18 protein-coding genes and 1 pseudogene are annotated in these 20224 nt (G+C 64.4%); 3 read left to right on the top strand and 16 right to left on the bottom strand.

Annotated elements, in window-relative coordinates:
* Positions 1-159 precede the first annotated feature (159 nt).
* The 4 genes from GGD61_RS16490 to GGD61_RS16475 are packed head-to-tail and all read right to left on the bottom strand — an operon-like array spanning position 160 to position 4758.
* The gene (locus GGD61_RS16490; RefSeq protein WP_092251634.1) at positions 160-546 is read right to left on the bottom strand and encodes an MAPEG family protein; all 387 of its coding nucleotides are present in this window, start codon (positions 544-546) and stop codon (positions 160-162) included.
* A gap of 27 nt (positions 547-573) precedes the next feature.
* Positions 574-1656 carry a lipocalin-like domain-containing protein gene (locus GGD61_RS16485; RefSeq protein WP_092251635.1) on the bottom strand — a complete coding sequence of 361 codons (1083 nt, stop codon included), beginning with the start codon at positions 1654-1656 and terminating at the stop codon, positions 574-576.
* Complete coding sequence (locus tag GGD61_RS16480) at positions 1646-4108, bottom strand: FtsX-like permease family protein (protein WP_183230917.1); 2463 nt, start codon at positions 4106-4108, stop codon at positions 1646-1648. The genes GGD61_RS16485 and GGD61_RS16480 overlap by 11 nt, the downstream gene beginning before the upstream one ends.
* Positions 4105-4758, bottom strand: coding sequence for an ABC transporter ATP-binding protein (locus GGD61_RS16475; protein ID WP_092251952.1), 654 nt, complete (start codon positions 4756-4758; stop codon positions 4105-4107). Before GGD61_RS16475 ends, GGD61_RS16480 begins: the two co-directional genes overlap by 4 nt.
* A gap of 146 nt (positions 4759-4904) precedes the next feature.
* Between GGD61_RS16475 and GGD61_RS16470 the strand changes: the two genes are divergently transcribed.
* Positions 4905-6239, top strand: a complete 1335-nt coding sequence (locus GGD61_RS16470; RefSeq protein WP_092251637.1) for an MFS transporter — start codon at positions 4905-4907, stop codon at positions 6237-6239.
* A gap of 208 nt (positions 6240-6447) precedes the next feature.
* Here the strand turns inward: GGD61_RS16470 and GGD61_RS16465 are convergent, their stop codons facing one another.
* From GGD61_RS16465 to GGD61_RS16445, 5 genes and pseudogenes are all read right to left on the bottom strand, one after another.
* Positions 6448-8166: an amidohydrolase family protein gene (locus GGD61_RS16465; RefSeq protein WP_092251638.1), complete on the bottom strand. Its 1719-nt coding sequence runs from the start codon at positions 8164-8166 to the stop codon at positions 6448-6450.
* A 203-nt stretch (positions 8167-8369) separates the two neighbouring features.
* On the bottom strand, positions 8370-9578 hold the full coding sequence (locus GGD61_RS16460; protein WP_092251639.1) for an MFS transporter: 1209 nt from the start codon (positions 9576-9578) through the stop codon (positions 8370-8372).
* 294 nt (positions 9579-9872) lie between these two features.
* Entirely contained in the window at positions 9873-10040 is a 168-nt protein-coding gene (locus GGD61_RS16455; RefSeq protein WP_018316817.1) for a hypothetical protein, read from the bottom strand.
* Positions 10041-10119: 79 nt separating this feature from the next.
* Positions 10120-11157 (bottom strand): MBL fold metallo-hydrolase, encoded by a 1038-nt coding sequence (locus GGD61_RS16450; protein WP_183230916.1) that lies wholly within the window; start codon positions 11155-11157, stop codon positions 10120-10122.
* A 319-nt stretch (positions 11158-11476) separates the two neighbouring features.
* Positions 11477-11931: pseudogene (locus tag GGD61_RS16445) on the bottom strand (hypothetical protein); the annotation flags it as partial.
* A gap of 217 nt (positions 11932-12148) precedes the next feature.
* On the opposite strand from GGD61_RS16445, the gene GGD61_RS16440 reads away from it, so the two are divergent.
* Positions 12149-14398, top strand: a complete 2250-nt coding sequence (locus GGD61_RS16440; RefSeq protein ID WP_177236857.1) for an ABC transporter substrate-binding protein — start codon at positions 12149-12151, stop codon at positions 14396-14398.
* A 198-nt stretch (positions 14399-14596) separates the two neighbouring features.
* Here the strand turns inward: GGD61_RS16440 and GGD61_RS16435 are convergent, their stop codons facing one another.
* Genes GGD61_RS16435 through soxX form a run of 7 tightly spaced genes read right to left on the bottom strand, consistent with a single transcriptional unit; the run spans position 14597 to position 19189 of the window.
* Positions 14597-15055, bottom strand: coding sequence for a hypothetical protein (locus GGD61_RS16435; RefSeq protein ID WP_092251641.1), 459 nt, complete (start codon positions 15053-15055; stop codon positions 14597-14599).
* Positions 15052-16803 carry a thiosulfohydrolase SoxB gene (gene soxB, locus GGD61_RS16430; protein WP_092251642.1) on the bottom strand — a complete coding sequence of 584 codons (1752 nt, stop codon included), beginning with the start codon at positions 16801-16803 and terminating at the stop codon, positions 15052-15054. Before soxB ends, GGD61_RS16435 begins: the two co-directional genes overlap by 4 nt.
* A gap of 53 nt (positions 16804-16856) precedes the next feature.
* The gene (locus GGD61_RS16425; protein WP_018316823.1) at positions 16857-17162 is read right to left on the bottom strand and encodes a hypothetical protein; all 306 of its coding nucleotides are present in this window, start codon (positions 17160-17162) and stop codon (positions 16857-16859) included.
* Complete coding sequence (gene soxA / locus GGD61_RS16420; RefSeq protein WP_177236858.1) at positions 17159-18022, bottom strand: sulfur oxidation c-type cytochrome SoxA; 864 nt, start codon at positions 18020-18022, stop codon at positions 17159-17161. The genes GGD61_RS16425 and soxA overlap by 4 nt, the downstream gene beginning before the upstream one ends.
* Positions 18022-18333, bottom strand: coding sequence for a thiosulfate oxidation carrier complex protein SoxZ (gene soxZ / locus GGD61_RS16415; protein ID WP_018316825.1), 312 nt, complete (start codon positions 18331-18333; stop codon positions 18022-18024). The genes soxA and soxZ overlap by 1 nt, the downstream gene beginning before the upstream one ends.
* Positions 18334-18346: 13 nt before the next feature.
* Complete coding sequence (gene soxY, locus GGD61_RS16410) at positions 18347-18838, bottom strand: thiosulfate oxidation carrier protein SoxY (RefSeq protein ID WP_183230915.1); 492 nt, start codon at positions 18836-18838, stop codon at positions 18347-18349.
* Positions 18839-18862: 24 nt separating this feature from the next.
* Positions 18863-19189 carry a sulfur oxidation c-type cytochrome SoxX gene (gene soxX / locus GGD61_RS16405; RefSeq protein ID WP_177236886.1) on the bottom strand — a complete coding sequence of 109 codons (327 nt, stop codon included), beginning with the start codon at positions 19187-19189 and terminating at the stop codon, positions 18863-18865.
* 267 nt (positions 19190-19456) lie between these two features.
* Between soxX and GGD61_RS16400 the strand changes: the two genes are divergently transcribed.
* Positions 19457-20131, top strand: coding sequence for a DUF938 domain-containing protein (locus tag GGD61_RS16400; RefSeq protein ID WP_183230914.1), 675 nt, complete (start codon positions 19457-19459; stop codon positions 20129-20131).
* Positions 20132-20224: the final 93 nt, after the last annotated feature.

Here is a 20224-nt window from a genome sequence, read left to right as displayed (position 1 = left end):
GAAGGCGGGGACCCATAACCCCAGGGGGAAGTTGTCGCGCGGGCTGATAACTTCGAGTCTTCGCCAAACCTCTCCCTGTGAGTATGGGTCCCGGATCAGCGCTCCGCTTCGCTACGCTTGTCCGGGACGACAGCGAAACGTGGGGCTGCAGATCATCCCTCACACCATCCGCAACACCACCGCTCCAAGCGCCCCCGCCCACAGCGCCATGGCGGCGAGCGCCTGGATCGCAAAGCCGGTGCCGCGCTTGGCTGCCGCCTTCGTATAGCCGATGAAGTAGACGATGCGGCCGATGATCCAGACCGCGCCGATCGCTGCCGCGGTGCCGTCGCCGATATAGATCGCGAACAGCCAGAGCGCCGGCAGGACAATCGGCATCCATTCCAGCGTGTTCATCTGGATGCGGAAGGCGCGTTCGAAATCCGGATGGCCGGACATCGCCGGCACCTTGACGCCGGTCTTGGTGCGCGAGCGCGACACGTTGATGGCGGTGAAGAAATAAAACGCGATCGCCAGCAGCGTGACGAGGGCGGTGAAATGATACATCGCTGGTTCCTTCAAACAGACCGCGCTTCAATACCCGGTCAGCTCGAGATAGCCAACGCCATCATGCGTCCCGGCAAAGCTGATCGGCCCCTCCCAATAGGAGAAGCCGGTCCCCATCCAGGCCCTGGGATTGAGCGGCTTGCAGTGGATCGAGAACGATCGCGACGGGATCACGATCTGCCATTCCACGGGCAGCTTGCGTCCCGCAACCTCCGCCGTCGCCTTCGGGATCATCTGAATGTCGTCGCCCGCGATCATCTGCGTTTCGCCGGCAGCGTTGATCCAGTTGCCGAACGGATAGTCTTTGCCGTCCTTCTGTCGCAGCCGGTACAGCATCAGCTTGTCGCCTGACGACAGATGCAGCGACAGCCAGTCCCAGCCGGTCTGGTCGGCGTCGAGCGGCTGGCTGCTCCATTCGCGGTCCATCCAGGCCTGGCCCGTCACGTCCACCGGTTTGTCGTCGATGGTGAGCGTGCCGCGGGCGCGGTAGAACGGCTGGCTGTAATAATAGGACGCCTGCCCACGCTCCGACTTGCGGCTGTAGCCGCGATCGCCCTGTAAGACGACCGGCCGGTCGGCCTCCAGCGTCAGCGCGTAGCTGAAATCGGTGCTGGACGCCTTCAGCGCCACCGGCGCCAAAGTGCGATCGTCGGTGCGCTCAAAACCCTTCATCTCCCAATCATCGATCCAGGCATCGAACGGCTTTGCCGTGACGCCGGCCTGCCCCACGCCGCCGCGTGAAAAGACTTCGTTGAAGCGGTGGGTGTCGGCGCGCGTCACCGCGGCGTGCGCCATCCACACCTGCTGATTGGCCCAGCCTTCGCCTTGCGGGCCCGGCTGCGCCGCCTGACGGAACAGCGTCCATTGCAGGCCGCACGCCGCGCCGCTGCCGTCGACGAGGTTTGCCGTCAGATACCACCATTCGATACGAAACTCCGGATGCGGCCCGTGATCGCCAGGAAAGGCAAACAGCTTTCCCGGCGTCACCTTCCCAAAGCCATCCGCTTTCTCACCGAGCCCGGCATAGCCCTGCGCGCTGGCGCGGCGTGCGAGGGCCAGCGCGGCGATGCCGCCGGCGAAGGCGCGGCGCGACATGCGATCAGCGCTCATTGGCAAACACCTTGACGAGATTTTCCGGCTGCATCCGCGCCAGCCGTGCCACCGGCAACAGCGCCGCAAGCAGCGACGCGAGCAGCGCGACCGCGACCAGCTCAACCAGCTGCAGCGGGAATACGTGGAAAGGCAGCCGCCAGCCGAACGCCTTCACGTTCACGATCGCGATCAGGCACCACGCCACCAGGAGGCCGAGCGGCACGGCGAGCAGCGCCGTGAACAGCGCCACCGACAGCGTCTTGGTCAATTCGATCGCGGCAAGGCGCGGCCGGGTGATGCCGATCGCCCACAGTGGCGCGAGGTGCGGCAGGCGGGAGTTCGCCAGCGTGAGCAGACTCGTGAACAGCGCGATCCCGGCGACACCGAGCGTGAACGCATTCAGCGCCGAGGTCACTGCAAAGGTGCGGTTGAAAATGCGGATCGATTCCGCCTTCACCGTCGCCTGGTCGGCCACACTGCGGTCGTCGAGCGCGAATTGCTTCTGCAAGGCCGCGATCAGGCCGGGAATGTTCTCCTTCGCGACGATCAGGCCGATCCGCGTCTGTGGCGTCTGCGGAAACTGCCGGATCAGCGCCGCGACGTTGACGGTGAGTTGCCCCCTGGGATTGCCGTAATCGGCATAGATACCGACGATGTCGAGTTCCCATGTCCCGCTAGGTGCCGGCACCTCGACGACGTCGCCGATGCGGACGTTGAGGCGGCGGCTGAGCTGCTCGCTGATGAAGGCGGCATTGCCCGGCACGAGCCGGCTCCAGCCGCGCGGCGCAGTTTCCAGCAGCGGCCAGCGCTCGCGATAGAGCGCGTGGTCGGGCAGGCCGAGCAATTCCACCGGTTGGCCCTGAACCTGCGCCTCGGCGCGGCCGCCCGACAGGATCGCCTGCACGTCGCTGCGCTCGCGCAGCCAGTTGCGGATGTCAACGCCTTGCGCATTGTCGGAGGCGCTGATGTAGACGTCGGCTGCGAGCCGTCCGTTCAGCCAGCCGAGGAAGGTGCGGCTGAAGGTTTCCACCATGGTGGACACCCCGACATTGACGGCGAGCGCGAGCAGCAGCGCCATCAGCGCGAGCGACAATCCAGAAAGCTGCTGCCGGCTGTCCGCCCAGAACCACAGCGCAAGCGGCTTTCTCGCGGCGCGCTGACCCGCGAGCAGGATGATCTCGAGCAGCGCCGGCAGGATCAGCGCCGCGCCGAACATCAGCGCCGCCAGCACGCCAAAGCCCGCGATCAGCGATTGCCCGTATTGAAGCAACAGCAGCGCGACCGCGAACACGGCGCAGGCCGCGCAGCTCTGCAGGACCAGCCAGCGGCGCTGCCTCTGCTGCCAGGCGTGCGGCTGCGCGGTCGCCAGCACAGGCATCCTGATCGCCTTGATCAGGCTGGTCGCCGCCGCAACAAGCGCGCCCGCAATGCTGATGCCGATGCCGGCGAGCCACCATTCAGGCTGTAAGGTCAGTTGCCCCGGGATCTGTGCGCCATAGAGCCCGCGTAGTGACGCCGCGACGTCGGGCAGCAGCACTGCCGCGATGAAATAGCCGCAGACGAGCCCGATCAGGCCGGCGATCAGCGCCAGCGCCACGAGCTCGACCACCAGCACGGCGTTGACCAGCCGCGCCGAGGCGCCGCAGGCGCGCAGCGTTCGCAACATCGGCAGCCGCTGCTCGAAGGCGAGGCCGACAGCCGAGTTGACGATGAACAGGCCGACGAAGAACGACAACAAGCCGAACGCCGTGAGATTGAGGTGAAAGCTGTCGGTGAGGCGTTCCAGCTCGGTCTCCGCGTTCGGCTCGACCAGCTGCAACCGGTCGCCGACCACGCTGGCCAGCGGCGCAGGCTTGCTCTTCGGCTTGCCGATCAGAAGCCGCGACAACTGATCCGGCTTGTTCAGCAGACGCTGCGCCACGCCGATATCGACCACCAGCACCCCGGGCGCGAGCTGCGGCAGCACGCGTAGCGGCGGCAATCTTGTGCCGTTGCTGATCGGGGGCGCCGCGCCTTCTGCTTCCTGCAAGTCGCTCAACGTCTCCCGTGCCACCAATGTCTGGCCCGGCGGTGCAACAAAGCTGCCTAAATCCGCAGCACCGAGACGCGGTGCGTTGCCGATTTCGAGCGGCAGCGTCACCGGCTCGATCCCGAGCAGCCGCACCGAGCGTTCGTTGATCTGGACCCGGCCCTCCAGCGCCGGCGACACCGGCCAGCCGGCGCGGCGGAGCTTGATGAACAATTCCTGCGGAAAGGTCGCTGCCTGGGGCGCCACCAGCATCGCGGTGCGCACGCCGCCGAACGTCGCCGCCGCGCGGTCATAGGCGTTGCGGGCCTGCTGGTTGATGGCCTGCACGCCGCTCCACAGCGCGGTCGCCGCGATCAGCCCGACCAGCAGCGTCGCGAACTGCATCTTGTGACGCCGCCAATGGCTGAGCAGCACCGCGAGGACCCAGAGCGCGCGTCTCATGCGATCCGCCCCGCATGCAGGGTGAGATGGCGGTCGAGCGTGCCGGCCAGATGCAGGCTATGGGTCACCATCAGGAAGCCGCAGCCGGTGCGCGCGACCAGGTCGCGCGTCAGCGCCAGCACGTTCTCGGCGGTGGCCTCATCGAGATTGCCGGTCGGCTCATCCGCCAGCAGTAGCGACGGCCTTGTCGCCAGCGCCCGGCCGATCGCGACCCGTTGCTGCTGGCCGCCGGACAATTGCTCGGGATAGCGCTTCAGGAGAGCGCCGAGCCCGAGCCGTTCGACCAGCTCCTTGGTCCAGGCTGCATCGTGACGGTCGGCGATCCGCGCCTGAAAGGCCAGATTGTCCGCGACCGACAGGCTCGGGATCAGGTTGAATTGCTGAAAAACCAGACCGATCCGGTCGCGCCGCAAGCTGGCGCGCCCTGCGTCGGACAGCGCGGTGACCTCTTTGTCCTCCAGCCGGATCGTGCCGCCATCGGCGGCGTCGAGTCCCGCGATCAGGTGCAACAATGTGCTCTTGCCGCTGCCGGACTCACCCGTCAGCGCGACGCGTTCGCCGGCCCTGAGGTCGAGATCGACGCCGCGCAGCACATGGACCGGCTCGCCGGCCGAGGAGAAGGTCTTGGAGAGATTCTTGATGCTCAACACGATGAATGGCGCCGGGCGGAATGAGCGGAATCGCTGCGTAGCACACTTGCTGCGGAAATGCCGGGTTGCGTTGGTCTCGAAGCCGTTGTTAGCTCCCAAGACAGCCAAATCAAAAAAGTGCCAAAAGACATCGACGGGGGAGAATCATGAGCGTTGAGGGAACGACGGAGGTAGCCGGCAAGGCGATCGGGACCAAGGGAACGCCAAAGGGCGCCTGGACCGTCACGTTTCTCCTCTTCCTCTTCATGGTCGTGAACTTCGCCGACAAGATCGTCGTCGGTCTCGCCGGCGTGCCGATCATGACCGATCTGAAGCTCACCCCGGAGCAGTTCGGCCTGCTCGGCTCCTCGTTCTTCTTCCTGTTCTCGATCGCCGCCATCGTGGTCGGCTTCATCGTCAACAAGGTGCCGACGCGCTGGGTGCTGCTCGTGCTCGCAGTGATCTGGGCGCTGGCGCAGTTTCCGATGGTTGGCACCGTCTCCTTCACCACGCTACTGATCTGCCGCATCGTGCTGGGTGCCGGCGAAGGCCCGGCCTTCTCGGTCGCCGCGCACGCCATCTACAAATGGTTCCCCGACGAGAAGCGCACGCTGCCGACCGCGATCCTGTCGCAGGGCTCGGCCTTCGGCGTGATCCTCGCGGTGCCGGCGCTGAACTGGATCATCGTCAACCATTCCTGGCACTACGCCTTCGGCGCGCTCGGCGTCGTCGGCCTGATCTGGGTGTGTGCCTGGCTTGCGCTCGGCAAGGAAGGCCCGCTGGAGGACACGCAGGTCCTGGCCGCGACCGAGCAGAAGATCCCTTACTTGCAGCTTCTCACCTCTCGCACCTTCATCGGCTGCGTCGCCGCGACCTTCGGGGCTTATTGGGCGCTCTCGCTCGGCCTGACCTGGTTCACGCCGTTCATCGTCAAGGGGCTCGGCTTCTCGCAGAGCCAGGCCGGCTTCATCTCGATCCTGCCCTGGGTGTTCGGCGCCACCATCGTCATTCTCACCGGGTGGATCTCGCAGGTGATGATGGCGCGCGGCTACAACACCCGCGTGGCGCGCGGCGTGCTCGGTTCGGTGCCGCTGGTGATCGGCGGGTTGATTCTGGCGACGATGCCGCACGTTCAGGGCGCGGGCCTCCAGATCGCACTGCTCGTGGTCGGCTCTGGCCTGTGCGGGGCGATCTATGTGGTCTGCCCGCCGATGCTCGGCGAGTTCACGCCGACGTCGCAGCGCGGCGCGATCCTCGCGATCTACGGTGCGCTCTACACGCTGGCCGGCATCATCGCGCCGGCCGTGATGGGGGCGATGATCCAGCGTGCCGGCAGCACGGTCGATGGCTACATGGCCGGCTTCACCATCAACGCCGTGATCATGGTCGGCTCCGGCCTGCTCGGCCTGCTGCTGCTGTGGCCGAACTCGGAAAAGGCCAGGCTGACGCGCGGTGCCGCCCCGCAGCCAGCTGCGCTGAAGGGCGTGGTGTCGCCGACGTAAGGGGCTGCTCTTTTACCCTCCCCTGGAGGGGGAGGGTCGATCGCGCGAAGCGCGAGCGGGGTGGGGTGATCTCTCCGCTCGGGCACCGTTGGTTGGGAAGAGACTGTCACCCCACCCGTCTCACATTTCGCTGCGCTCCATGTGAGCCGACCTACGGGCGAGCTACGCTCGTCCCGGACCTTCCAGGGGAGGGTAAGCAACAACGCCGCTAGCTCGCGAGCCCCTGCGCCCCACGAATCAACTTCCCCGGCCGCCTGCCCGTGGCCTCGCCGTGTCGCCGCGTCACCACGCCTGAGACGATCGTCGCCTCATAGCCGTCGACGTCCTGCAACAGCCGCCGCCCGCCGACCGGCAGATCGTAGTGCACCTTCGGCGGATGCAGATGCAGGCGGTCATAGTCGATCACGTTGACGTCGGCCTTGTAGCCGGGCGCAATCAGGCCGCGATCGGTGAGGCCGACCGAGAGTGCGGTCTTGCGCGACTGCGCCGCGACCACGAACGGGATCGACAGTTTCTCGCCGCGCGTGCGGTCGCGCGTCCAGTGCGTCAGCAGATAGGTCGGGAAGCTCGCATCGCAGATGATGCCGCAATGCGCGCCGCCGTCGGACAGGCCCGGCACCGATTGCGGGTCGATCAGCATCTCGCGGGTCGCGTCGAGATTGCCGTCGGCATAGTTGAGGAACGGCACGTAGAGCATGCCGCGGCCCTCGTCCGACAGCATCGCATCATAGGCGAGCTCTTCCGGCTGACGGCCCTGCTTGCGCGCCTGCGGCCCCAGTGCGTTCTCCGGCGGCTGCTCGTAATCGGGGGGATCGCCGAGCAGAAACATCTTGTCGTAGTTGGGCCGGAAGAACAGTGGATCGTCGGTGGCGGTTGCCGTCTCGCTCAGGATTGCCTTGCGCACATCGCTCTGATGCAGCCGTGCCAGCCGCTCCTTCAAGGGAAGATGCGCGATCGCCCTGTAGCTCGGATGGGTCTGGAACGGATTGCGCGACAGCTCGAGCCCGAGCAGCAGGCCGACCGGGCGCGCCGCGATCTGGGCGGTGATGGAGAGACCGCGCTTCGCCGCCGCATTGATCTCGTCCAGCGTCTGGCGCCAGCGGTTTGGCGATCTGTCGTTCTGCGTGATCGAGAACGAGATCGGGCACTTTGTGGCATCGGCCACCCGCAGCATCATCGGCAAATCTTCGTGGATGGTGGAGAGATCGAGCACGAATTGCAGCACGCTACGGCCCTGGCTGTGCATCGCCCCGGCGATCGCGGTGAGCTCGTCCTCGCCGGCCTTCAAGGTCGGCGTGAAGTCGCCGGTCGAGGTGCGGTGGTTGAGTGTGCGCGAGGTCGAGAAGCCGAGCGCGCCGGAACGCACCGCTTCGCCCGCGAGCTTGGCCATTGCGGCATTGTCTTCGGCGGTCGAGGGATCGCGGCGTGCGCCGCGCTCGCCCATGACATAGACCCGTAGCGCCGCATGCGGCAGCTGCGCGCCGACATCGATGTCGAAATCGCGCTTGGAGAGCCAGTTCATGTAGTCCGGAAAGCTCTCCCACGCCCAGGGAATGCCGGCGCTCAGGACAGGCTCGGGAATGTCCTCGACGCCTTCCATCAGCTGGATCAGGCGGGTGTGGTCGGCGGGCTTGCACGGCGCGAAGCCGACGCCGCAATTGCCCATGATCGCGGTGGTGACGCCGTTCTGCGAGGACGGCGTGATGTCCTGGCTCCAGGTGACCTGGCCGTCGTAATGGGTGTGCACGTCGACGAAACCCGGCGTCACCAGCTTTCCGCGTGCGTCGATTTCCTCGGCACCTTTGCCAGAGACCTTGCCGACCTCGCTGACCTTCCCGCCGGTGATGGCGACATCAGCCTCGAACAGCTCGCCGCCGCGACCGTCCGCGACGGTGCCGCCGCGGATCACCAGATCAGGATTGTTCATGTGTTTCTTCCCGTTTTGTTTCTTGTTTCTTGTCGTCGTCCCGGACAAGCGCGCCCTAAGCGCGCGCAGATCCGGGCCCCATAACCACGGGGAGATGTTTTGCGACGACTCGGAGTGACCACCTCCTGCCGCAAATTCTCCCTGTGGTTATGGGTCCCCGCGTTCGCGGGGACGACAGCTCAATTTGTGGCGATACCGGCGACTCAATTTGCCTTGGCCCGCTTCCGCTCCGTGAACGGCGACAGCGCCACCGTCGCGACCATGAAGATCACCGACGCGCCGAACACCCAGTGCGGTGCGCTCTGATCCATGATCCAGCCGAACAGTAGCGGGCTGATAATGCCGCCGAGATTGAAGCCGGTGGAGACGATGCCGAAGGCGCGCCCCGCGGCGCCGGGAGGTGCTGCGTTGCGCACCAGCATGTCGCGCGAGGGGGCGATCACGCCGGAGAGGAAGCCTGCGAGCGTCATCGCGGCAGTCAGCGCCCAACCCGGCAGCGTCACGAGCGCGATCAGCAGCACGATTGCCGCGTTCACGGCAAAGCAGGCCGCGGCGACATAGCCGTGGCGTTCGGTGTGGTCGGCGAGAAAACCGCCGGCCAGCACGCCGGCGGCGCTGGCGCCAAGGAATGCCGTCAGCATGACGTTGGCGGCCGAATAGGACGTGCCATAGCCGCTCATCAGCGCGACAACGCCGAAATTGTTGATACCGGCGACCGAGAGGCTGAGCAGCATGAACAGCGCCGTCAGCACGATCAGCGCCGGCGTGATGACAGCCTGCTTCGGTGCGTTCTCCGTGCCCGGTTTCTTCTTGCTGGCGCCGGCGTCGGGAATGTTCATGACGAGCAGCAGCATCGCCACCGCAATGCCGATCGCACCCGAGGCGATCAGCGCGCCGACGCCGCCGGACAGGGTGACGAGTGCAGCCACGATCGCGGGCGCCACCGCGCCGCCGAGAAACCCGGCAAAGGTGTGGATCGAGAAGGCGCGGCCCATCCGTGCCTCGTCCATGTGCTCGGCCAGGATCGCGTAGTCGGCGGGGTGGTAGACGCTGTTGGCGAGGCCCAGCAGCACGGCGCAGGCGATCAGTGAGGCGTAGCTGAGGTGCAGACCAAGCAGGATCAGCGCGAAGCCGCCGAGCGTGAGGCCGGCCAGCAGGATTCGCCGCGCGCCAAAATGGTCGACGAGATAGCCGGTCGGCGCCTGCGTCAGTCCGGACACCACCGCGAACACGGTGAGCGCGAAGCCGAGCTCGATATAGCCGACGCCGAGCTGCGCCTTGAGGAAAGGGAACAGCATCGGCAGGACCAGCAGATGGAAATGGCTGACCCAATGCGCGATCGAGATTCCGGTCAGCGTGCGTAGCGCGCTGTCCGCCTTGCCTTGCTGCGGTGCGGCGAGAACGTCGACCATTGCAATTCCGGTTTCACTCCCTGGAAGGCGCGCAAACTATCGGGGAGAGCGGTTATTTGTCCATGAACGCAGGCGCATGGCAGGTAGTGCGGGTGGTAGAAGAGCGCGTTGAGGTGCCTCCACGCCGTCGTCCCTGCGAAAGCAGGGACCCCCATACCGCGTGATGTCTCGATTGTGATCGGTTGAAGTGCCGAACGACGATCTCCGCAAAACTCCTCCTTGTGGCTACGGGTCCCTGCGCCCCGTGCGCAATTGCGCACTAGGCAGGGACGACAGCGGAGTTTGGGGCCGCCCTCACAACGGGTCGTCATCCGGACCGTAGCGGTCGCGTTTGGGCGTCGCGATGTCGCCGTCCTCGTAGTCGTCGTCATCGAGAGGAGGCGGCGGTATCTTCACCTTGTCTTCCGCCCGCTTTTTGTCAGCGATTTTGGGCGGCTCGCTTGGCTTGCCGATCTTGGCCATGGCTGTTCCCGGATGGTGATGCTGCATCCGATCCTATACGGAACATATGTGTAGTTTCTGACCTATCGCAAGCGGGCCGTCAGTGCACCAGCGGCCCGCCCGCCTTCTTCCAGGCATCCACGCCGCCGGCGATATGGGCGGTGTTGGAAAGGCCGGCCGCCTTGGCGGCGGCCACCGCCATCGCCGAGCGCTCGCCGAAGGCGCAGAAGAACACGATGCGGCGGCCGGTGGCGGCGGCGACCTCGCGCAGCATGCCGCCGGGCTTGAGGCTCTCCTCGACGGACGGATAGGGCGTATGCAGCGCGCCTTCGAGCATGCCGTGCTTCATCCGCTCGTTGGTCTCGCGCAGATCGACCAGCAGCATGTCGGGCCGGCCGAGAATGCGGATCGCCTCGACCGCGCTGAGCGCGCGGCCTTCCTTCTCCAGCTCCTCCTGATGCAGGCCGACATGCATGTTGGCGGGCACCGCCACGTCCATCATCTTCGGATTGGGCAGCTTCAGATTGGCCATCAGCTCGATATATTCGTCGACCGAGCGCACCTGGAGCCGCGGGTTGTAGCGCTTCTCCTCGCCGATGGTGGAGACGGTGTCGCCCTTGTAGTCGTGCGCCGGGAATACCATCGTCTCGTCCGGCAGCTTGAGCAGGCGGTTGAAGATCGATTCGTATTGCGCGCGCGATGAGCCGTTCTGGAAATCGGTGCGGCCGGTGCCGCGGATCAGCAGCGTATCGCCGGTGAAGACGCGATCGCCCATCAAATAGGAATAGGAATCGTCGGTGTGGCCGGGCGTGTACATCACGTCGAGCGACAGGCCCTCGATCGTCACCTTGTCGCCGTCGGCGACCCGCATCGCCACCATGTCGGCCTTGGTCTGGTCGCCCATCACGGTCATGCAATGGGTGCGGTCGCGCAGCTCGCCGAGGCCGGTGACGTGGTCGGCATGCAGATGAGTGTCGACCGCCTTGACCAGCTTGAGGTCGAGCTCGCGCAGCAATTGGCAGTAGCGGTCGACTTTCTCAAGCACGGGATCGAGGATCAGCGCCTCGCCGCCGGGGCGGCTGGCGAGGACGTAGCTATAAGTGCCTGAAACGCTGTCGAAGAGCTGGCGGAAGATCATGGCGGGAAAGTCCGGCGGTGGAACTGGCTTCGAGGATTCTACTACGTTTCGGGCCGGAAAGAGAAGTAATTCACTGGGCGGATCGCAAGTTTTGGAAGATTTTGCTTTGCAAGATCGAATCTCCGATTGGACGCGATGGCCGTCCCACAAGTTCAGTGTCGTCCCTGCGAATGCAGGGACCCATAACCCTAGGGTGGAGTTTGGCGAAGACCAGCCGTTCGGTGCGCCTGCCGCCGCGATCGAGAGATCACGCGGTATGGGTCCCTGCGTTCGCAGGGACGAGAGCTGAGTGCGACGCGGGAGCGCAGCGCCCCCTCAGGGGCCTCACCACCGTATATCCATTCTCCGCCAGGAACAGGATCTGCCCGACGCCCACCTGCACCGGGGTCGCGGCCTGGATGAACTCCGGCCGCTTGCCGGTCTCGCGCTCGATCGTATCCACCGTGTTGAGGCAGATGTCGAAGCGCACGCCTTGCGCGATCAGGCTTTCGACCTGCTTGCGACGCTCGCTGCTGGACAACAGGAGATCGATGCCGGGCCGAACGCCACCACTTCGATCGCGATCTTGTCGGGGTCGTACGCCTTCAGGAGATTATTGGCGACGCTGAGCACCAGCGCCTGCTTCCTGGCGTCGCCGTCGGAGAGTTGCAGCACGATCTTGTGCTCGGCGAACGGCTTGTCCTGCAGCGGTACCTGCTGCGCTGAGGCCGTTGGGATCGCGACCCGGACCAGCAGCGCCAGCATCAGCGCGCAAAAGATCGGACCCCGAATCATCCCTGTCCCGCAATGCCTGGATTGTCCTCGACGCCCTTCAGCGTGACACCGGGGCCAAGCCGCTTCTCGTCGGCTTATCAGGGTGGACCGGACGTGAGCGGACGGCCGGTGGCGATGGGGCGGGCTTGAAAAACGCTGTTAGCGGCGGCAATCTCGGCCTGATTGAGGCTTCGATCTGACGAATCTCGGCTTATGCCGACCGATGCGAGGATCGACGATGAAGCAGCGGCCGATAGTGTGGCTTGCCGTTGTTGCAGGCGTGGTCCTGGTGCTTGCTGTCGCCTGGGCCGCCATCCTCTGGACGCGCCCAGAGCCTATTCGCATCGCGTTCGCCAATTCGCTCTCTGGCCCGTCCGCCCCGATCGGGGCGGAAAGCCTGGTCGCTACGCAGCTTGCAATCGACGAGGTGAACGCCAAGGGGGGTGTCAACGGACGGCTGATTGAGCTCGTTCTGTTCGACGACGCAAGCAATCCAGCTGTGGCGCGCGCGAATGCGCAGGCGATTGCCGACAGCCCGTGCGTCGCTGTGCTCGGACATTATCTTAGCTCCGCGTCGCTCGCGGCGGCGCCGATATACAAGGATGCGCGGATACCGGCACTCACGGGAAGCTCGGCTGCCGACGATCTGACAAACAACAGTGAATATTATTTTCGTGCGCTGTCGCCGGTCTCCGTACAGGCGCGCTCGATCGCGGAACATCTGCGCGCCGTGATGAGGGAGCCAAAAGTCCGTCTCGTTCACACGCGCGATTCCTACGGCAAGAGTTTTGAGCATGGATTTGCGACGGCCTATCCGGCGGAGCAGTTGCGTGTGTTCGGACTGGACGTCGCAGCCGGTGAGATCGGATCGACGGATGAGGCGCTGGACGCTGCCGCGCAGGAGCCCGGGCCCGGTGTTATTGTCGTCGGCGCGGCAACCGATTTTAGCGCAGACATCGTCAAGGCGCTCCGCCGCCGCGGTATCAAGGGAATGATCATTGCATCCCAAGCCGCAGCCCGCGAAAGCTATTTGCAGAATTTCGCCAATGAGCCCGAGGAAAAAGCGCAGCCGGGTTTCTTCAGCGAGAATCTGTATGCTGCTTCCTCGCTGATGTTCGACAGTGCCGGCGTGGCAGCGCAGGTCTTTGCCGCCGACTACAAAGCGAAAGCGGGAACCTTGCCAAGCTGGGTTGCCGGCGGCTCGTATGACGCTGCGCGCCTGATGATCGATGCGCTAAAACGAGCTGCCGTACATCCCCGGTTTATGGGGCAGGGAATTCAGAAACGATCCGACAGCAAGGTCGCAGATCGCGACCGTGTGCGCGTCGCGCTCGCCGCGATCAACGATCCGAAATCGGCGGTCGTCGGGCTGACTGGGCGGCTCTATTTCAACGCGAACCGCGACATTCCGCGCCCGATTCGACTGGGTTTCTTCCGTTACGGTTTGTTCGTCACTGCGCCGCTGCAACTCGTGCGCATCGATCAGCCCAAAGGAATCGATCTCGCCGCGGAACGAGAGAAGGGCCATGTCGTCACGTTCGGCGACCGACACTACTGGATTCAGCGCGTCGTTTATACCGGCATCGACATCATTCGCGTCAGCCGGGTCGACGTGAAGCAAAATTCGTTCAACGTCGACTTCTATCTCTGGATGCGGTTCGCCGGAGACGATGAGGCGCAGACGCACGTCGAATTCCCGGCCCTGTTGGATCGCGGGGCGTTCGATCCGGCTCGGCCGATTCAGATTGGACAGGAAGACGGCCTGAGCTATCGGCTCTATCGAATCAACGGCGATTTCAAAGCCCGTTTCGATCTCCATGATTATCCGTTCGACACGCAGGAATTGCGTCTACGTTTCCAGAACACGGAGCAGCGGCGGGAACTCATCACCTATGTCATCGATCGGTTCGGCTTGCGCCTCGCCGGCGACGGAAGCTCGCGGGCCGAGGATGGGGCCTATTCCGGACTTCAGCTCTGGCGATTTCTCGGACTGAACTATTTCGTCGAATCTCAGTCCAGCGGATCGACGCTCGGAAAGGCGTCCTCGTTTGGTGCCGAGGCAATGACGGAATTCGCAGGCTTCGATGCGACCATCATGCTGCGCCGCAGCTCCGCCATCTACATGCTGAAGAACCTATTGCCGCTGTTTCTGCTCGTGCTCGTCGTGTTCGCGACCCTGTTCTTTCCCGAAACCATGTTTCGTGAACGCGTGACGATTCCAGTGACCTCGATCCTGGCGAGCGCGGTGCTGCTCGTGACGGTCGCCAGCCAGGTCGGCGATGTCGGATACACGGTGGTCGTCGAAGAGATGTTCTACATTTTCTTCATACTATGCCTGATGACGATATTGGCGGGCTACAAACATGAAAAACTTCGAGACGCCGGCCGAAAGCGCGCCGCTATTGTTTTGGATCACGCAGCGCGGATCATTTATGCCGGGACGGTACTCGCTGTAATCGTTGTGCTCTACCGGCGTTATGCCGTGTGAGGCAAGCGTGGATACCTCGCCGGGTCCGCCACACCTTCTTGAAATTCGCAGCATGAGTCCGGATCTGGTCCTTGGCCGACATGACCAAGCGCGCCTCCTTTGTCTGTTTCCGACGGTCATGCGGACGTCGTCCGCCGGGCGGATTGGGTACACGCCCTAGACAGGGACGACAGGGGAGTGTTCGGCGGGACGCCCCCCCTACGGCCGCACCAGCGTGTAGCCATTCTCCGCCAGGAAGAGGATCTGCCCGACGCCCACCTGCACCGGCGTCGCCGCCTGGATGAACTCCGGCCGCTTGCCGGTCTCGCGCTCGATCGTATCCACCGTGTTGAGGCAGATGTCGAAGCGCACGCCTTGCGCGATCAGGCTTTCGACCTGCTTGCGGCGCTCGCTGCCGGACAGCAGGAGATCGACGCCGGGACCGAACGCGACGACCTCGATCGCGATCTTGTCGGGGTCGTAGGCCTTCAGGAGATTATTGGCGACGCTGAGCACCAGCGCCTGCTTCTTCGCATCACCGTCGGAAAGCTGCAGCACGATCTTGTGCTCGGCGAACGGCTTGTCCTGAAGCTGCACCTGCTGCGCCAAGGCTGGCAGGATCGCGGCCTGGACCAGCAGCGTCAGTAGCATCGCGCGAAACATTTGCGCCCGCATCATCCTTGTCCCGCAATGCCCGGATTGTCCTCGACGCCCTTCAGCGTCACGCCGGAGCCGAGCCGCTCCTGGAACATCCGGCCCGAGCGCAGATATTTGCCGACGACGTCCCACACCGGCGCGCCTTGCTGGCCGTTGACCGAAGCCCAGCCTGCGACCTTGTAGCGGTGGCTGGCGCTGAGCGCTTTGCCGCCATGGAGCTTCACTTCCGAGATGCGGCCGCCGATCGCGGCGGTCGGCGTGCAGGTGTAGCTGAGCCCGCCGGCACGCACCATGTCGCCGCCCTGCTGATAATAGGGATCGGCGTTGAAGAGATTGTCGCAGACGTCTTCCAGCACGTCCTTGATCTGGGCGCCTGTCATCTCCTGCACATAGGTCTCGGGATAGGTGATCGCCGTCTCCGTGAGCAGATCCTCCATGGTCAGCGCCTGGCCCGACAGCGCGGTGACGCCCCAGCGGAACCCCGGCGACAGCGCGATCTCGGCATCGAGCTCGGTGCGCAGCGCCGTGCAGATCAGCTCGTCGACGGGCCCGGAGAAATTGCCGCGCCGATAGAGCAGGCGGTCAGGCGTTGCGATCTTTGCCGACCAGTCGGTCACGTGCGGCGCGCGCAGCCGGCCGATCAGCTCGGCCATTCCGGGGTCGGGCTTCAGCAGCTCGGAATAAACAGGAAGCAGATGATAATGAATGTCGCTGACCTTGCCCTTGTCGATCGCAAGATCGAGCACGGCCAGGAATTTTCCGTTGGAGCCGGCATTGGTGACGAGCGTGGTCCCGCCGGCGTTCTTCACGGCAATCGGCTGCGGTACGGCGTCATGGGTATGGCCGCCGAGAATGACGTCGATGCCCGTGACGCGGCTTGCGAGCTTGAGGTCGACATCCATGCCGTTGTGCGACAGCAGGATGACGGCGTCGACCTTGTCGGTGCCGCGCAAGGCATCGACATGCTTCTGCAACTCCTCCTCGCGGATGCCGAAGGTCCAGTCCGGCGTGAACCGCTTGGGGTGCGCGATCGGCACGTAGGGGAAGGCCTGGCCGACGATCGCGACCCGGTGACCGCCGATCTCCTTGATCATCGAAGGCTTGAACACGCGTCCCGTGGCCTTGTCGAAGGCGGGAGCGTCGTTGAACGCGGCTTCCTCGGTCAGGAACACGTTCTGCGCCAGGAACTCGCCCTTGAAGCGCTCGAGATTGTCGCGCAGCGTCTGCTCGCCATAGGTGAATTCCCAATGCCCGGTCATCGCTTCGATGCCGAGCAGATTGGCGACCTCGACCATGTCGCGGCCCTGCATGACGTTGGCAAGCCCGGTGCCCTGCCAGAGATCGCCGCCGTCGACCAGCAGCGAACGCTTCTCGCCGACATCGCCACGCAAGCGATCGACCAGCGTCTTCAGATGGGCAAAGCCGCCGAGCTTGCCGAAGCGGCCTGCCGACTTCTCGAACTCGACGCAGGTGAAGGCATAGGCATCGGCGCTGTCGGGACGGATGCCGAAACGATCGAGAAAGGCGCGGCCGACCAGATGCGGTGGCCGCCCGGCCATCTCGCCGACGCCGATATTGATGCTGGGCTCGCGGAAATAAACCGGGTTGAGCTGCGCATGCGTGTCGGTGATGTGCAGGATGCGCGCGTTGCCGAAGCGCTCAAGGTCGTAAATGCTCGCGGACTCAGTGCCCCGCGCAAGCCGCGGCAGACTGAGCGATGCAGCGGCAAGGCCTGCGCTCTTCAGGAAATCGCGGCGGCGGATCGCCATACCAAAATTCTCCGCGCCCTCAATGTCGCAAGACTGTTTCAGTTCAGGCCAGTCTAGCGGATTTCCATCGCCTTCCAGGCTTCTTTTTCGGACGCCGCCTGGAAGATCGACGCCTTTGCCAGCGCCTCGGCCTCCCTGGCCGCGGCGGTGGCGCGGTCGAAATCGCCGCCATCCGCCGCTTTCTTGGCCGCGGCCAGGGTCGAGACGGTCACGGTCCACTGGTTGCGCAAGCCGGCAGCCTCCTTCGATGCGGCTTCCGCGGTGGCATAGGCCGCCTTGTAGTCCGCTTCATTTGCCGCGCGCGCCGCGGTCGCGAGGCCGAACGCCAGCAGCATGGCGAGGGGAAGTGACCGCTTCATGGCCGCGCTCCCGGTCCTGATATCGGCAGGCCGTTGGCGACATAGGACAGGAAATATTCGACGTCGCGATATTCGTCCGATTGCGGCTCCAGCGGAACCGCGCGGGTCTGGCTGTTGCAGGTGACGAAGCGGCGGCTGGTGGTGCCCATGCCGCTCCATTCGGAGCGGTAGATCGGCATCGCGTTCAAAATGCCGAGCGCCGGCGCCAGGACCTCGGCGCGGATGCGCTCGCCCGGGCTCTGCACATGGCAGCTGGCGCAGGAGAAATTCATCTGGCCGCGCCGCGTATAGAAGTAGCGCTTGCCGTTCTCGAATGCCGCGAGCGCACGGGGATCGTCGGGAATCTTGATGTCCATCGGCTTGCCGCGCGAGGTGAAGGCCATGTAGGCGGTGAGCGAGGCCATCTCGTCCTTGACGTAGGAGTAGGGCGCCTCGCCATTGGCCTCGCGGCAGCGGTTGAGCGCGAGCTCCAGCGTGACGACCTTGCCTTCCTTCTCGTCGAAGTAGGGATAGTTCTGGCGGATGCCGACGCCCCCATTGGGGAAGCAATCGGCATAGGTCTTGCCGTTCTTGAACGGGGTGGCGAACATCTCCTTGCCGGCGTCGAGCGCGAACTCGTAAGGCGGGAATTCTTCCTTCTCCTGCCACTGCCGCTTCATGTCCGCGTTCATGGAATACGGACCGTTGACGAAGTCCTCGTGCTTTACGTCGGGAAACTTCTGGAAGAAGAAGTTCTGGAACGCCTTGGCGTCGGCAACGGGATCGACCTTGTCGGCCGCGACGACGCGCGGAGAGGTGAGGGCGAACGCAACGAGTGCGGCGCTGAGCGAGCCAAGCAGCAATGCAGACCGGGTCTTCATCACGCGATCTTCGCGGTGGTCGTATCCGACGCACCCTTGTTGTCGGTCCAGGAGATCTTGAGGTCGTCGCCCTTCTTGGCGCCCTTGAAGCTGAACTTCACATAGGGGTCCTTGGAGACCGCAGTGCCCCAATCGGCGACGAAGACGTCCTTGCCGTTACATTCGAATTTCAGCTGCTGGATGTAGTGCGCGGGGATCAGCTCCCCCTTGGGATCCTTGACCAGGCCGGTATCCATGGGGTGCTGGATCAGCGCCTGCACCTCAGTGATGTCGCCGTTGGATGTTGCGCGCACGCGAATGCTTGATGCCATCGGACCGATCCTCCTAGCCGCCGCAGCCGCCGACGGTGACCTTCACTTCCTTGGTCGCGCTGTAGAGCTTGCCGTCAGCCTCGACGATGGCGACCAGTTTGGTGGTCTTGGCCATTTTCAGCCGGTTGGCGACGCCCGGAACGGTGCCGTCGGCGACCTTGTAGGACGCTGCGAGCGCGTACGGGTTCTCGGTCACGAGGAACGAGATCGAACTCACCTTGTCGAGCGTCGTCGTCACCGAGACCGGCACGACGCCGCCGTTCTCGGCGATCTCGGGCGCATCCAGCTTGACCTTGTCGGAGGGCTCGGCGGTTTTGCCATAGAGCGCCTTGATCGCGTCGGCCTCGTTCTTCTGCCTGAAGGCCTCTTCCGGATATTTGTCGTTGGCCGCGGCGCGCGCGGGCGTGGCCCCGAACGGCAGATTGCCAAGGCCGAGCAGGGCGACAGAGGCAGCGCCCTGAAGGATCAGGCGCCTTGTCGCAAGCGGGCCGGTGGTCGTGGTCATCTCAAATCTCCTGGCAGCCGGCCGTTACAGCGTCTGCAGGAAATCAACGATCGCGCTGATCTCCTGTTCGGTCAAAATCCGGTTCCGGCCGAACGGCGGCATCATGGTCTGCGGATTGCGCTTGGTCTCGTCGAAGATGATCGCGGTGAGCTCGTTGCGATCAGGGTATTTGGCCTTGAGGTCCTTCAGTTCCGGCCCGATTGTTCCCGGCAGGTCGCCGCCTTTGATGACGTGGCAGGTCAGGCAATTGCCCTTGCCGCGATCGAAGGCGAGCTTCTGGCCGTCGGCGACAGCGGATTGTGCCCGCGCCGGAGCCACAGCCGCGCCGGTGGAGAGCACCAGCGCCACCAGGACGGCAAGCTTGCAAGGAAAGGCGGTCAAGGCATCGTCCCAGGCGTTATGTCGATGATCTCGTTTGCGGAAATGTAAGCGTTCCAAAGCACAAAGGGCATCGCCTGACAATCAAGACTATGCACGCGGCAAAATGGAGTTAATATCCCGCGCATTGCAACCGATGAGATGGTTTGTTCATCCTAACTGGTTGGCGCTAGCAAATTATTCTAGGGCGTTTGGCCCTTACGGGCCGTCTTTTCTGTTTCGCATTCATTGGGGACTGACTTGGCTGAATATGTCGTCGAATTTGGCAGGGATGGCGGACGGGTCGAGCCCGATGGACGGCTCGATGCACCGGCGTTCCATCGCAACCATGTGCCGATCTGGGCGGCGCTGGAAAAGCACCTCACCGGCCTGACCGGCAACGTGGTCGAGCTCGGCAGCGGAACCGGCCAGCACGTGGTCTATTTCGCCCGCCACACGCCCGGCCTGATCTGGTGGCCGAGCGACCTCAACCAGCGCCACCTCAAGAGCATCGAGGCCTGGCGCGTCCATACAGGCCTCGCGAACATCCGCAGCCCCCTGCGGATCGATCTCACCGATCCCGACTGGTGCGAGGAGATGAAAAGCGGACAGGCGCCGACGAGCCTTGCGGCGGTGTTCTGCGCCAATGTCATTCACATCGCGCCCTGGGCCGTGGCCGAGGGCCTGTTCGCCGGCGCCGGCCGCTACTTGCGCCCCGACGGCGGCAAGCTGTTTCTCTATGGCCCGTTCAAGCGCGACGGCAAGCACACCGCGCTCAGCAATGCGGTGTTCGACACCTCCTTGCGTGAAGGCAATCCCGAATGGGGCGTGCGCGACATCAGCGATGTCGAGCTCCTCGCGCGCGGCGCGGGCCTTCGCCTCGTCGATACGATCGACATGCCCGCGAACAATCTGACGCTGGTGTTCGAGCGGTAAGCGACTCGGAAGGTGTGCTCCCTCCCCCGCCTGCGGGGGAGGGTTGGGGAGAGGGTGTCTCCGCAACGGGACATCCCCCAGAGGAGAAAACCC

This window comes from Bradyrhizobium sp. SBR1B (assembly GCF_014198205.1).
Classification (GTDB): Bacteria; Pseudomonadota; Alphaproteobacteria; order Rhizobiales; family Xanthobacteraceae; genus Bradyrhizobium.
Note: the sequence above shows the minus strand (reverse complement) of the source record. Positions and strands in the feature narration are given on the sequence as shown.

Coding starts and splice junctions, on each gene's coding strand:
- GGD61_RS16435 (WP_092251641.1), bottom strand. CDS start 15,055: ATGATGCGGGCGCAAATGTTTCGCGCGATGCTACTGACGCTGCTGGTC.
- GGD61_RS16440 (WP_177236857.1), top strand. CDS start 12,149: ATGAAGCAGCGGCCGATAGTGTGGCTTGCCGTTGTTGCAGGCGTGGTC.
- GGD61_RS16485 (WP_092251635.1), bottom strand. CDS start 1,656: ATGAGCGCTGATCGCATGTCGCGCCGCGCCTTCGCCGGCGGCATCGCC.
- GGD61_RS16460 (WP_092251639.1), bottom strand. CDS start 9,578: ATGGTCGACGTTCTCGCCGCACCGCAGCAAGGCAAGGCGGACAGCGCG.
- GGD61_RS16455 (WP_018316817.1), bottom strand. CDS start 10,040: ATGGCCAAGATCGGCAAGCCAAGCGAGCCGCCCAAAATCGCTGACAAA.
- GGD61_RS16465 (WP_092251638.1), bottom strand. CDS start 8,166: ATGAACAATCCTGATCTGGTGATCCGCGGCGGCACCGTCGCGGACGGT.
- soxA (WP_177236858.1), bottom strand. CDS start 18,022: ATGAAGACCCGGTCTGCATTGCTGCTTGGCTCGCTCAGCGCCGCACTC.
- soxZ (WP_018316825.1), bottom strand. CDS start 18,333: ATGGCATCAAGCATTCGCGTGCGCGCAACATCCAACGGCGACATCACT.
- GGD61_RS16470 (WP_092251637.1), top strand. CDS start 4,905: ATGAGCGTTGAGGGAACGACGGAGGTAGCCGGCAAGGCGATCGGGACC.
- soxY (WP_183230915.1), bottom strand. CDS start 18,838: ATGACCACGACCACCGGCCCGCTTGCGACAAGGCGCCTGATCCTTCAG.
- GGD61_RS16425 (WP_018316823.1), bottom strand. CDS start 17,162: ATGAAGCGGTCACTTCCCCTCGCCATGCTGCTGGCGTTCGGCCTCGCG.
- GGD61_RS16450 (WP_183230916.1), bottom strand. CDS start 11,157: ATGATCTTCCGCCAGCTCTTCGACAGCGTTTCAGGCACTTATAGCTAC.
- soxB (WP_092251642.1), bottom strand. CDS start 16,803: ATGGCGATCCGCCGCCGCGATTTCCTGAAGAGCGCAGGCCTTGCCGCT.
- GGD61_RS16490 (WP_092251634.1), bottom strand. CDS start 546: ATGTATCATTTCACCGCCCTCGTCACGCTGCTGGCGATCGCGTTTTAT.
- GGD61_RS16480 (WP_183230917.1), bottom strand. CDS start 4,108: ATGAGACGCGCGCTCTGGGTCCTCGCGGTGCTGCTCAGCCATTGGCGG.